We start from the raw sequence: 12,811 nt of genomic DNA on the forward strand, positions 1-12,811 counted from the left end.
GTTGCAGATTGATGGCGGTTCATATGCATCTCCTGTTTGAGTAATACAAAACATTTATTTCGTAATATCGATAGAAATGCAGAAACTGTGCCAAGTGAGGAACATGAAAAATGATCGTTTTTTGGGACTCTTAACTTTCTTTTAGATTTTACTGTTCATGATTTGTGCAATAAATGCACTCATCGAGACCCCTTTGCACTATTGCTGCGATGTATTATTTGATGAAAGACTATTTCTAAAGGTCGTTGTTCTTAAGCAAGAGCATTGACCGACATGCAACAAACTCGAAGTTCAATTTATTTCATCAACATTGAACATCATTTATACTGATTGATCATTCTATTCATCACTCAACGCCTATGAAGTATTTCAGCTGCGCGGTATGTTCTAACCAAATCTTTTTTGCCAATTCACACTGTGTCAATTGTCAGACTGCGCTGGGTTATATTGCCTCTGAAAAGCAAATGGGCTGTTTTGAAAAGCACAGCACTACGCTGTGGCTTGCGTTAAATCCTGAAATAAAGGGAAAACGCTTTAAACCTTGTCATAATTATCAGCATCATCAGATATGTAACTGGATGGTGCCTGCTGACAGTGAGGAAATTTATTGTGAGTCTTGCCTGCTCACGCACACCATTCCCAACTTAGATAACCCAGACCATATTGTGTACTGGGCACGATTGGAACATGCTAAACGGCGTTTTTTGTATTTAATGCAGCAGCTCAATACCATGCCGCGTCCTAAACGCAGCCAAGATGACCGTTTTGGACTTCGTTTTGATTTTCTGATGCCAACAGAAAATACACCTGTTATGACCGGTCATGCCAATGGAATTATTACCTTGAATGCCAGTGAAGCAGATGTGATTTACCGCGAAACAACGCGTATAAAAATGGGTGAAAACTACCGTACACTTCTAGGTCATTTTAGACATGAAAGTGGTCATTATTATTTTGATTTGATCAAACATTTACACCCTGAACTGATTGAGGAATTTCGAGAACTGTTTGGTGATGAACGACAAGATTATAGTGAAGCTTTGAAACGTCATTATAATGACGGTGCTCCGCAAAATTGGGCGGATTACTATGTTAGTTCCTATGCCAGTACGCATCCTTGGGAAGATTGGGCGGAAACATGGGCGCATTATTTGCACATGATGGACACTCTTGAAACCGCCTACTATGCAGGATTAGTGGTCAAAACCAATAAGTCAGATTTGAATAATTTAGAACTGAAAGAGAACCCGATTGGCGCTCAGGATTTTGACCTATTGCTGCAACACTGGATGACCTTGACCTTTAATTTAAATGCGTTGAACCGCAGCATGGGCTTAGATGATGCTTATCCATTTACGTTGTCGAATCCGGTATTGGATAAACTTAGATTCATTCATCATAAATTGCTCAATATGACCTTAAAAAATCAGCAGCACAATTAGATTAAATTTAACACGTGACAGTGTTTGAATCTCAAATCAACTTTTCGGTATCACAGCATTCGAACATTAGCTTAGTTTGAAAGGATACATACGTAGTAATTTTCTAGGATTGAGCGCTGTAACACCTGCCCTATTTTTACTATTTTATAAAGGTTAAAATAACAAAAAATAGATGCCTGTGACCTTTCCAATGATGCCTTTCACGCATTTACCCGCTCGTTTTATGTGTATCATCAGCCTGAGTTTGCTTAGTGGATGCCAATTGGTCAAATTACAAGAAAATCAACTCAGTGCGTCACTAAATAATAAAACAGATAGCATATTAACCCATCAGAAGCTCAGTACATTTAGCCATCAAATCCTGTTAATGGTGAATGAAAGCGACCAATCTTGTTTAAATGCGCTTGAAAGCTGTATTCACAAAATGCGTAATAATGAAACTTTAGATATTGCTCAAGTCTATGCAGCAGCAAGTGAGCTGTACATAGCACGTGCTTTAAGCGCCGAACAAAATCCACAATGCAAAAAAAGCTTAAAACAACACAGCGGAAAATTAGCTTCAAGCAAAATTAAAATGTGTATGGATCAGCAGCTTGCAGACTTTGATTTCAGTCTGCGTTACAGCTATGTCTATCTATTTAAATCCGCTCAAGCCCCTGAAGAGCGCTTATTTGATTTGCGTCAGGGACAAGTCCGTACCTTTTATAATGTGGCTTTATCACGTCTGATAACCTCATCATTCATCCGTTTTGACTATCAGCAAATGCCTGAAAGTTTAATGTTGGGATCATCGCTTTATCATTTTAACTATGAACATTATCCTGAAATCAAAAATGCGGACATTGATAAATTACTGTCGAGCTATAATTTTAATTTTTCAGGCTTAAAAACTATTAACCGTCAGGAAGGCATAGGCTCTGAATTTGTCTTAGTCAAAAAAGCCACGGATCTGTCTGCTGCGCAGCCTTTTATATTAGATCCTGAACAATATTATTCAAATAAACCCAACCCGAATATCCATACTGCACGCTATTTATCTGTTAGTGCGATCGCCGAGCCTGCCAAGACCAATAGCAGCATTAGTGAAATTTTGTCGCCGCAATCAGACTTTAAGGTTGAATTATTTAATCCCTATCAATTTAAAAAGGCAAAAATTGAATCTCAGTCCTATACCCTAACGGCCAATTATTCTGTGCCTTATGGACTTTGGTTAGCCGAAAATAAATTAGGACAATCTGGCTATTGGACACTTCTGAATAAGGAAGAACATTTGCGCATGCCACATGTGTTTATGTTAGAGCCTTATCAACCCAATAAAAAGACTATTGTCATGGTTCACGGATTAGCCAGCAGTCCTGAAACGTGGATCGGCCTGACCAATAATATTATGGGTGATCAAAAACTACGTGATCATTACCAAGTTTGGCAAGTGTTTTACTCAACCAATATGCCAATATTTGAGAGTCATTTTCAAATCAATGCTTTACTCAAACAGGCATTTGCAACTGTTCAGCCCAATACGCCTTCGGCTCAAGATGCTGTCATTATCGGACATAGTATGGGCGGCATCATCAGTCGTTTATTGGTTAGTGATGCAGATATTTCCGCTCAAGCTATTCCACTCATGAACTATGAACAAAATACACAGTTACAACGTCATCCAATTATCCGCGATCGTTTTGTCTTTAAACCATTGAAGCCAGTTAGTCGTGCAATTTTCATTGCCGCACCGCATCATGGTACTGACTATGCAGACCGCTGGTTTACCAATTTGGCGAAAAAAATCGTGGTATTGCCTTTAAGTTTTTTAAATGATGTCAATGTTGAAATCCCAAATGCAAAAAATTCAACTATGGGTCTGATTAAGTCTGGGCCAGCAGATTTAAGTCAAAAATCACGTTTTATGCTGTTGTCTGCTGACATCATGCCAAATAAAGATATTCCCTATCATTCTATTATGGGGAATCAGACGCAAAGTACTGAACCGAGCAAAATGTCGGATGGCATTGTTCCCTATACAAGTTCTCATTTAGATGGCGCGGTGTCTGAAAAGATTTTCTATGGTGGACATTCAATTCATGAGTCTGCGGATGCCATTTTAGAGTTACGACGCATTTTGAGAGTGCATATGGACAATGAAGCGTTGAATCAATAACGATAAAATTGCTTTATGTATTTATAAATTATCTTTTAAAAGCAGTGTTTTATTGCTAAATTAGCTCCTATATTTGGGGGCTATATGACAGAAAAATTATATTATTGGGCAGAAAATTTAGAAGGCTATAATTCCGATATTGACAACGATTTTCCTTATTCAATTGAGATAAAAAGGCTCAATTTTTTTATTGGTAAAAACAATGTCGGTAAAAGCCGTTTCTTAAGAAACTTGTTCATAAATAGTACACATACGATACCAGACTTTTCTTTTCCTAATTTATCTAATTATTTTACTGAATTAAAATCCATCATTGAATCAAGTCAAGGTACTATTTGGCTTGGGGCGATGAGCTCAGGCGAAAATCGAACTACACTATTTAAATTGATAAATGATGCCATAGACTGTCCTATTTTTCCTAGAAATAGATATAAAGAGAATTATCAGCGTACAATAGATCAATTAAGTAAAGTGAGAATTGAATATACACAAGAATTTACATATAAAGTTTCTGAAATTCAGAAATATGTTAATGATTTTGAAAATAATATAGTTTATGAAAAATCAAAATCTTATATCCCTATCCTACGCGGTATGCGTCCTGTCACAGAACAAGAGAATACACAGCCTTATATTAAACGAGCCCAAAAAGATTATTTTTCAGATACGAATAAATTTAACTCTAATAATATTATTACTGGTGAATGCTTATACAATGAACTTAAAATTCATCTTTTAGGTGAACCTGAACAACGTGAACTAATTAAAGATTATGAAGAAAAATTAAGTCAATATTTTTTTGATAATGAGACTGTTTCACTTATCCCTAAGCATGATCAAGATGTTGTAAATATTAAAATTGGTAACGATCAACAATTCCCTATTTCACAGTTGGGTGATGGCTTACAACAAGCGATAATCTTAACTTATGAAGCTTATATAAAAAGTAAAGACAAAGAAGGCAAACCAGAAACGCATGCCTTTTTCATAGAAGAACCAGAACTGCACATGCATGCAGGTATGGTTCGTCAATTGATGAACTTTTATCTTAATGAAACACCGCATTATTATTTTTTTACTACTCACTCCAACCATTTACTAGATATGGCAGATGAATCTGACCAAGTCATGATTCAAAAGTTCGTAAAGCAACCTAAAGAAGAAGATCCTACGAAATTTGATTTTAAAATTTACCGTTGTGACAGAGATCGAGACTTACTTGCTTCATTAGGCGTACGTCCATCTTCTGTCTATTTAGCAAATTGCACCATTTGGGTAGAGGGCATTACAGATCGGCTTTATATCACTAAATATATGGAAAAATATTTAGCTGAACTAGAGTCAGCTGATATGGAGCTTTATAAAAAATACCGTAGATTTATGCCGAACTATCACTATACGTTTGTGGAATATGCAGGCAGCAATTTATCTCATTGGTCTTTTGATGATGATTATCCTAAAACACGGGAAGAAAGAATCGAATTTTTAAAGCAAGACCGTGGTCAAAGTGCAACTACTGTTGCAAGTGACATGCTATTAATTGCTGATGGCGACATACAAAAAAATTCTGAAAAAATAAAGTTCTTAAGAAAGGAATTAAATAAAGAAAATTTAATTATTTTGGACTGTAAAGAAACAGAAAATACTTTACCTAAAGATTCTATTCTTCGTGTAGCTCAGAAAAAGTTCAGTAATATGAAAAGGAAGACCTCTCAAGGATTTAATATCGAAAAGCTAGAGGGAATTAATTCATTAGATTATTTTGATCATAAAGATTATGGCATAGGAAAATTATTGGATGATCAAATACGAAATCCAAGAACTTCTGCTGAAAAAACTGCTTTTGCCGATGGTACAGGTGTAGGAACCATTAAATATAAACTAGATTTTTGTCGTGAAATCATCAAATATTTTGATGAAAATCCTGATTGGGAAATGACACCAAAAGCAAAGGATCTATGCATCCGAATTTTCAAACATATTGAAAAGTGTAATTCAAATTAGAAAAAGACCGCCTAAGCGGTCTTTTTTAATTAAACATTAAATCCAATATGTTTACCTGTAGGTAATTCGACATCAATACGAAGTTTCCCACCCATTGCTTCTACATATTTTTTCATGGTTGATATTTTTAAATCATTACCACGGTTTTCGATTGCAGAAAGCGAAGGCTGTTTAATCCCTAAAGTTTCTGCTAATTCTTTTTGAGAAATTTCCAACTCTTCACGAATCATGTGAAGATGCTGTTCAAGCATCAGTTCTTCTGCCATTTGCTGAATACGAGCTTGGCTTTCAGCAGAGCGAGCTGCCAATAACTCTTGTAAACTTTTTGCCATGTTAGGAATCTCCTAAACTCTTTAAATGCAAAGTGTATTGCTCATCTGCAATTGCCAGCATTTCTGTATAAAAACGCTTTTTACCGCTTTTATCACCAATGCATAACACAATCGCTTGTCTTAACGGATCAAAAGCAAAGAAAGCTCGAATCGGTTTGCCACGGTGTTGCACACGAAGTTCTTTCATATTGGTATATTTAGAATCATATACAGTGTCCACCAAAGGTCGACCTAAGCTTGGTCCTTGTGATTGCAACACAACTAAAGCTGCCAAGACCTTTTCTTGTGTCGAATCATCTTGCTGAGCAAGCCATTCGTTAAATACATCTGTGGTCAATACTGTCCACATAGCACAACCAAAATATAGACTATAAGCTATATCATAATTTAATCGAGTAAACACTGCAAATAAAAAACCGCCCTCACGGACGGTCTTAAAATTGCCTTCTTTTTTAAAGGAGGGTTAGTGAGGATTTTTTATGCCACAGGCGACAACGTAAACAAAACTTGCCCAGTTTTCACTGTTTGCCCTTTTTCAATGGTAATTTCAAAAACCTTCATCCGCTCAGGCGCAATAATTGGAATCTCAATTTTCATCGCTTCAATCACAGCAAGCGTTGCACCTTCTTCCACAATATCGCCGGATGCACATTCGATTTTCCAAATACTTCCCGGCATGTGCGATTCCACCGCACAACCACCTTCTGGAATTTGAATATCGCTGTCATCCAACACAGCATCTAAGCTTTCAGATACATATTCTGCCAAGCCTGCTTCATGCCAGCGTTTACGCTCATCATCAAAATTGGCTTGTTGGATAGATTTAAATGCTGAGATAGATTCGGCATTTTCAGTCAAGAAGTCATTGTATTCTTTGAGGTTCAATACACCTTCTTCTACATGCAGTTTTAAGCGACCTGCTTTAAAGTCCTCACGCATTTGCATGAGTTTCTCTTCAGACACTTCATAAAACTTAATTTGGTCAAAGAAGCGGAGTAACCACGGCATACCTTGCTCAAAGTCAGGGTTTTTGCGGTAGCGTGACCACATCTGCGTGGTACGACCGACAAACTGATAGCCCCCCGGACCTTCCATGCCATAGACACACATATATGCACCGCCAATACCGACAGCATTTTCAGGTGTCCAAGTTCGTGCAGGATTATATTTGGTGGTGACTAAACGCTGACGCGGATCAAGTGGTGTTGCCACAGGTGCACCTAAATACACATCGCCCAAACCCATGACCAAATAACTCGCGTCATAAACCACATCTTTGACCGCTTGTTTGTCTTTTAAACCATTAATACGACGGATAAACTCAATATTGTCAGGACACCACGGTGCATCTGGACGCACCGTTTGCATATAACGTTCGGTCGCGAGTTGGGTCTGTGAATCTTCCCACGCCAGTGGCAGATAAACGGTACGTGATGGGACTTGCATCTCGGTCACATCAGGCAATTCAGCTTCAGCAACTTGTAATAAACGCAGTAAATCAATTTGATCAAGCTTGATCGAATCAAAATGGATTTGTAGCGAACGAATCCCCGGTGTCAGGTCAATAATCCCTGTGATATTTTGCTTTTGAACCCATTGCATGAGTGCATGAATACGGAAACGTAGGTTTAAATCTAAAACCAACTCACCATATTCCACCAACATGTAGTTGTTGCCCGCAGGACGATATACCACATCTGGCAAGCCATTCTGACCTTTTAAAGTATCAAGCACCGCATTTTTTAAGGTGGAAAGTTCAGGATAAAATGACTCATCAAATGCCACAACCTGCGTATCATTTGCTTCTAATTGCGCATGATATTTTTCATTTAAAAGTTTCGCTTGATGATAACTCACAGGTATAAATCTGACTTTGTCTCCTGCTTTCAATTGACCGAGTTTCCAAAGCTCAGAATTAATCACCACGGCAGGACAAACAAAGCCTCCTAAACTTGGACCATCTGGACCCAAAATAATCGGCATATCACCGGTGAAATCAATCGCACCAATCGCGTATGCATTGTCATGAATATTTGATGGATGTAAACCGGCTTCACCGCCATCCTCACGTGCCCATTCAGGTTTTGGACCAATCAAACGAATACCTGTACGGCTTGAGTTAAAGTGAATCTCAAAAGTATTGGCAAAGAAGGTATCAATGTCTTTTTTAGTGAAGAAGTCTGGTGCACCATGCGGGCCGTACATCACCGCAATTTCCCATTCATGACTAAACGTTGGCACTTGTTCAGGCGCAAGCGCTGTCACTTGTTCAGATGTAAATGCCGTGATTGGCAACATATCTCCAATCAATAAATTACGACCAGCATGACCACCAAACTGACCCAAGGTGAAGGTTGCTTGTGAGCCGAGATATTCAGGTACATTTAAACCGCCTTTAATACCAATATAGGTACGGCAACCTGTCGCAATTTTGCCACATTTGAGCACCTGACCTTTACGCACATTCACGGTTTGCCACATTGGCACAGACATACCATCAAGGGTTGATGGCATATCACCACCGGCAAGCACGATTTGACTGTCACAATGGAATTTTAAACTTGGCCCTTGTAGCGTACATTCCAAGCCTGCGGTATTAAATGTATTACCTAATAATTGGTTAGCCACATTTAAAGACAATGGATCAATCGCACCTGATGGAGGCACCCCGACATCCCAATAACCCAAACGACCTGTCACATCTTGCACAGAAGTTTGAATGCCTGATTGCAACACTTCAATTTTTTGGGTTTTCCACTCAAATGTATTTAAGAATCGTGTGGTTTGCGTACCAGCTTTAAATACATCGCAGTCGATAATATTTTGTAGATATTCAAGATTGGTTTCGATACCTGCAACCGATGTTTTGCCGAGTGTTTCGGTCATTGCAGCAATTGCCAAGTCTCGATCATCCGCTGTCACAATGATTTTCGCAATCATCGGGTCATAAAATGATGAGACATTTGAACCCGTTTCAACCCAAGTTTCATTACGTGCATTCGCATCAAAATCAACATGCGTTAAAAGCCCTGCACTCGGTTGGAAGTTTTTGATTGGGTCTTCGGCATACAGACGCACTTGAATTGAATGACCTTTAGATACAAGTTCTGCTGTTGGTGCAATCCAATCGCCACTACCTAAAGTCACCATCCATTCCACAAGGTCTACACCAAAGACTTGTTCTGTCACGCCGTGTTCAACTTGCAGACGGGTATTCACTTCTAAGAAATAGAATTCCTGTGTGTCGGTATCCATCACAAATTCTACTGTGCCTGCCGAACGGTAATTCACTGACTGCATCAGCCCAATCGCAATCGATTGAATATAAGCACGTTGCTCATCATTGATATGTGGTGCTGGGGTTTCTTCCACAACTTTTTGATTACGGCGCTGTACCGAACAATCGCGCTCGCCAAGTGCCAAGACTAAGCCTTTGCCATCACCAAAAATTTGCACTTCGATATGACGTGCATTTTGTACAAATTTCTCAAGGTACAAACCCGCATCTTTAAAGTTGGCTTGGGCAAGATATGAAACCGTAGAATAAGCATCTTTCAACTCTTCTTCATTCCACACCAAACGCATACCAATACCGCCACCGCCTGCGGTACTTTTCAGCATCACAGGATAACCAATACGTTTAGCTTCCGTTAAGGCTTCGGCTTCATCTGCCAAAAGCTGACTGCCCGGAAGAAGTGGTACATTGGCTTGAATTGCAAGTTCACGTGCAATATGTTTTAAGCCAAATGATTTCATTTGTGCCGAATTTGGCCCTAAAAATACAATGCCTTGCGCTTCACAGAGATCACAAAATTCTGCATTTTCAGACAAGAAGCCATAGCCGGGATGAATCGCTTCTGCACCTGTTTGCTTTGCAACTTCTAAAATTTTATCGACATTTAAATAGCTTTGGCTGGCAGGACTATCACCAATAAATACCGCTTCATCAGCTAAGGTCACATGCAAAGAATCACGATCTGCTTCTGAATACACTGCAACGGACTGAATGCCTAATTTTTTCAGTGTACGGATCACACGGCAAGCGATTGCACCACGGTTGGCAATGAGGACTTTATTGAACATGGTATTACTCCTCGCCTTCACGAATGATCAATTGAATTTTTGTTGGGTTATAGGCATTACATGGGTTATTCAGTTGTGGGCAGTTTGAGATCAATACGACCAAATCCATTTCGGCTTTAATCTCTACATATTTTCCCGGTGCAGAAATACCGTCATCAAATTTCAAATGTCCCTCAGCGGTCACAGGCACATTCATAAAGAAGTTAATATTTGGGCCGATATGGCGCACGTTTAAGCCATGTTTTTTTGCAATCGGATGTTGTGACAACGCAATCATGAAATTATTACGGCAACTGTGCATTGGAAATTTGTCATGTGCATAGCGAACAGTGTTGCTTTCACATGAACATGCACCGCCTAAGGTGTCATGACGGCCACAATTATCGTCATGGATGGTAGCAATTTTTTTGCCAAAGTTAGTGTATAGCGCCGTGCCTTTTTCTAAATAAATCTGTTGGTTAATCGCTAAAGTATCCGTCGCGCTATAACGCTCTTCAGGGTTTTGGCTAGAGATAAATAGCGTATCCACCGCTTGATTGCCTTCGAGGTCAACGATACGGAAATATTGCCCTTTTTTGACTTCGCACATCCAAGCTTCGCCGGCAGGACATACTTCGCTTAACACTGATTTTTCAAAATTTTGTGTTGGATTTACTAATGCAGTCATGATCATTCCCCTCAAGCCGTTAAAGCGTAATAGCGTTTATTATTTTGAAAAGCACGTTGATTTTGCGGGCAAGAATCACGGCAAACATCGGTGTCTGCCAAAGGCAACGCCTTAAATAAACTTAGTTGTACATCAGCAGGGTTATATTCTTCTGCTTGAGATAATCCATGTGGTGCACTAGATAAAAAGACCAAACAATCCATTTCAAAGCGCAGTTCAATGACTTGATTTGTATTGTCCGATGCAACATAACTTAAGTTGCCATTGTCATCAGGTTGAACTTTAGAGAATAAATTTAAGGTACTGCTGAGGTCAGTTGCAGATAAGCCAAACTTGGTCATTTCAAGCAATAAGCTATCTTTGCCATTACGGTACATATCATTACGGGCATCTTGGAAAGTTTTGTTGCCGAATTGGTTTTCAATTTGCGATGCCGTACTTGGTGCACAAAAAGCATCATTCCAAGCGTGATCATCTTTGACTATCGAGATCATGGCACGGCCTAAATCCGACGCCAAAATATGACCTGTACTTAAATAAGCCGTGTGCTGCCCCTTAAGACTATCTGGCATGTTGTAACGTTCAAGCTTATCTTCACTATTTACACAGTACAGCGACACATTGGCATTTTGCCCTAGCGATTTAAGCTGTAATACTGCGCCACGCTGAATACGCGCTGACCAGTGGTGTCCACCCGGTAAAAGTTCAGTCCATAGTGCTTTATCGTCATGATAATGTATTGTGCTCATTGCAGCCTCTGCCTAATTCTTAACTGTTTACCTCCCGGGCTTTTATCCCTCCGTGCAGCTTTGCTTTGAATTAAAACGAAGCCGTGAACTCTCGGTCGCGGTCATACATGAAGATGTATCGGAACCCTAGATCACTTTATGATGTATGTAGAAATGCAAAGGCTGTGCCAATTTAGTATTACCAATTTATATAAACGTAATACTGCTATTTATTAGACTTTTTTATAGTATTGAGCTATAGCATGACCAAATCGGGTGCAGCCCATGCACAAAATTGCTGCAAAAATTGCAAAAAAAAAAAGCCCAAAATCATTTTTGGGCTTTATGTAATGCATAAAAATTATTTTACCAATATCTCATGGAACATATGACGTAGCCATTGATGGCTGGTTTTATGATGGCAAGACATATGCCAATATTGCTTCACGCCATAGGTTGGAAATGCAATCGGTGCGTCAAATATTTTTAAGTTGCCGCGCGAAAGCAATACTTCACTCAAGTAATACGGCACAGTAGCAATCGCATCAGTGTCTTGCACGACTAAGCCTACACCTAAATAACTAGGTAAACGCATCAAAATATCACGTTTTAAATCAAGGTTAAGCAGCTCATTTTCAATATGGTAGTGCCCCATCCCTGCATCAATATCAATGTGCGACTCTGATAAATATTGCTCAGTTGTAATGGTGTCACCCTTTAATCGTGGATGATCCTTAGCTGCAATCACCACATAATATTGCTCAAACAGTTTTTGCTGATAAAAGCCGCTTTCCAAATGCGGTAAAAAACCCAGTGCCAAATCAATTTCACCATTCGCCATTTGATAACTGGTTTCAGTGGTAATCGGTCGTACATTTAGACGTATTTGTGGCGCGTGTTTTTTTAGATATTGGCTGATTTTAGGCAATAAAACCAAATGAGAAACATCGGTCATGGCTAGAGTAAATTGTTGATCTGAAATGGCTTGATCAAAATTAATCGTAAAATTATTAATGGCTTCGACTTTACTCAAGGCTTCGCTGACTAAAGGAAATAATTGACGCGATAACTCCGTAGGCACCATTTCATTGCCGATACGTAAAAATAAGGGGTCGTTATAATGCTGTCGTATTTTATTTAAAATATTACTGACTGTAGGCTGGCTCATTTGCAAGTGTTCAGCAGCTTGCGATACATTTTTGTACTTATAAACATGAAAAAAAATGCTAAGAAGTTTACAGTCCAATTCAAACACGAAAAATTTAGTCCCTAATTAAATATTGCAAGTTATGCTGTGCATCATCTGCTGAATTATACAAAAAGCCAATAACGAAATATTACTTTTATTGCAGATGAAACGCCAGTTTAGCCTGCTCAGTTGCATTTGGCTTTTCAACACT

9 protein-coding genes and 1 riboswitch are annotated in these 12,811 nt (G+C 38.9%); of the genes, 3 read left to right on the plus strand and 6 right to left on the minus strand.

What is annotated here, in order from left to right; all coding sequences use genetic code 11:
• Positions 1–359: 359 nt before the first annotated feature.
• From FTU37_RS00435 to FTU37_RS00445, 3 genes are all read left to right on the plus strand, one after another.
• Entirely contained in the window at positions 360–1,442 is a 1,083-nt protein-coding gene (locus tag FTU37_RS00435) for a putative zinc-binding metallopeptidase (RefSeq protein ID WP_180123568.1), read from the plus strand.
• A 190-nt stretch (positions 1,443–1,632) separates the two neighbouring features.
• A complete protein-coding gene (locus tag FTU37_RS00440; RefSeq protein WP_180123569.1) occupies positions 1,633–3,597 on the plus strand; it encodes a triacylglycerol lipase in 1,965 nt (654 codons plus the stop codon).
• An 84-nt stretch (positions 3,598–3,681) separates the two neighbouring features.
• Positions 3,682–5,601: an AAA family ATPase gene (locus FTU37_RS00445; RefSeq protein ID WP_180123570.1), complete on the plus strand. Its 1,920-nt coding sequence runs from the start codon at positions 3,682–3,684 to the stop codon at positions 5,599–5,601.
• Positions 5,602–5,630: 29 nt separating this feature from the next.
• Here the strand turns inward: FTU37_RS00445 and FTU37_RS00450 are convergent, their stop codons facing one another.
• The 6 genes from FTU37_RS00450 to FTU37_RS00475 form a co-directional block, all read right to left on the minus strand.
• Positions 5,631–5,933: a helix-turn-helix domain-containing protein gene (locus FTU37_RS00450; protein WP_078190926.1), complete on the minus strand. Its 303-nt coding sequence runs from the start codon at positions 5,931–5,933 to the stop codon at positions 5,631–5,633.
• Position 5,934: 1 nt separating this feature from the next.
• Positions 5,935–6,282, minus strand: coding sequence for a type II toxin-antitoxin system RelE/ParE family toxin (locus FTU37_RS00455; RefSeq protein ID WP_168377514.1), 348 nt, complete (start codon positions 6,280–6,282; stop codon positions 5,935–5,937).
• Between the two features lie 128 nt (positions 6,283–6,410).
• Positions 6,411–10,016, minus strand: a complete 3,606-nt coding sequence (uca, locus tag FTU37_RS00460) for an urea carboxylase (protein WP_180123571.1) — start codon at positions 10,014–10,016, stop codon at positions 6,411–6,413.
• A 4-nt stretch (positions 10,017–10,020) separates the two neighbouring features.
• On the minus strand, positions 10,021–10,683 hold the full coding sequence (locus FTU37_RS00465; RefSeq protein WP_180106789.1) for an urea amidolyase associated protein UAAP2: 663 nt from the start codon (positions 10,681–10,683) through the stop codon (positions 10,021–10,023).
• Positions 10,684–10,694: 11 nt separating this feature from the next.
• The gene (locus tag FTU37_RS00470; RefSeq protein WP_180123572.1) at positions 10,695–11,432 is read right to left on the minus strand and encodes an urea amidolyase associated protein UAAP1; all 738 of its coding nucleotides are present in this window, start codon (positions 11,430–11,432) and stop codon (positions 10,695–10,697) included.
• A gap of 29 nt (positions 11,433–11,461) precedes the next feature.
• Positions 11,462–11,573, minus strand: a riboswitch (guanidine-I (ykkC/yxkD leader).
• Between the two features lie 199 nt (positions 11,574–11,772).
• Entirely contained in the window at positions 11,773–12,666 is an 894-nt protein-coding gene (locus FTU37_RS00475) for a LysR substrate-binding domain-containing protein (RefSeq protein ID WP_168377518.1), read from the minus strand.
• Positions 12,667–12,811: the final 145 nt, after the last annotated feature.

The sequence above is a fragment of the Acinetobacter sp. YH12097 genome (assembly GCF_013419225.1).
GTDB classification, from domain to species: domain Bacteria; phylum Pseudomonadota; class Gammaproteobacteria; order Pseudomonadales; family Moraxellaceae; genus Acinetobacter; species Acinetobacter amyesii.

Bases quoted from the DNA above. Each gene is read 5' to 3' on its own strand.
- FTU37_RS00435 (WP_180123568.1), top strand. From the start codon at position 360: ATGAAGTATTTCAGCTGCGCGGTATGTTCTAACCAAATCTTTTTTGCC.
- FTU37_RS00440 (WP_180123569.1), top strand. From the start codon at position 1,633: ATGATGCCTTTCACGCATTTACCCGCTCGTTTTATGTGTATCATCAGC.
- FTU37_RS00445 (WP_180123570.1), top strand. From the start codon at position 3,682: ATGACAGAAAAATTATATTATTGGGCAGAAAATTTAGAAGGCTATAAT.
- FTU37_RS00450 (WP_078190926.1), bottom strand. From the start codon at position 5,933: ATGGCAAAAAGTTTACAAGAGTTATTGGCAGCTCGCTCTGCTGAAAGC.
- FTU37_RS00455 (WP_168377514.1), bottom strand. From the start codon at position 6,282: ATGTGGACAGTATTGACCACAGATGTATTTAACGAATGGCTTGCTCAG.
- uca (WP_180123571.1), bottom strand. From the start codon at position 10,016: ATGTTCAATAAAGTCCTCATTGCCAACCGTGGTGCAATCGCTTGCCGT.
- FTU37_RS00465 (WP_180106789.1), bottom strand. From the start codon at position 10,683: ATGACTGCATTAGTAAATCCAACACAAAATTTTGAAAAATCAGTGTTA.
- FTU37_RS00470 (WP_180123572.1), bottom strand. From the start codon at position 11,432: ATGAGCACAATACATTATCATGACGATAAAGCACTATGGACTGAACTT.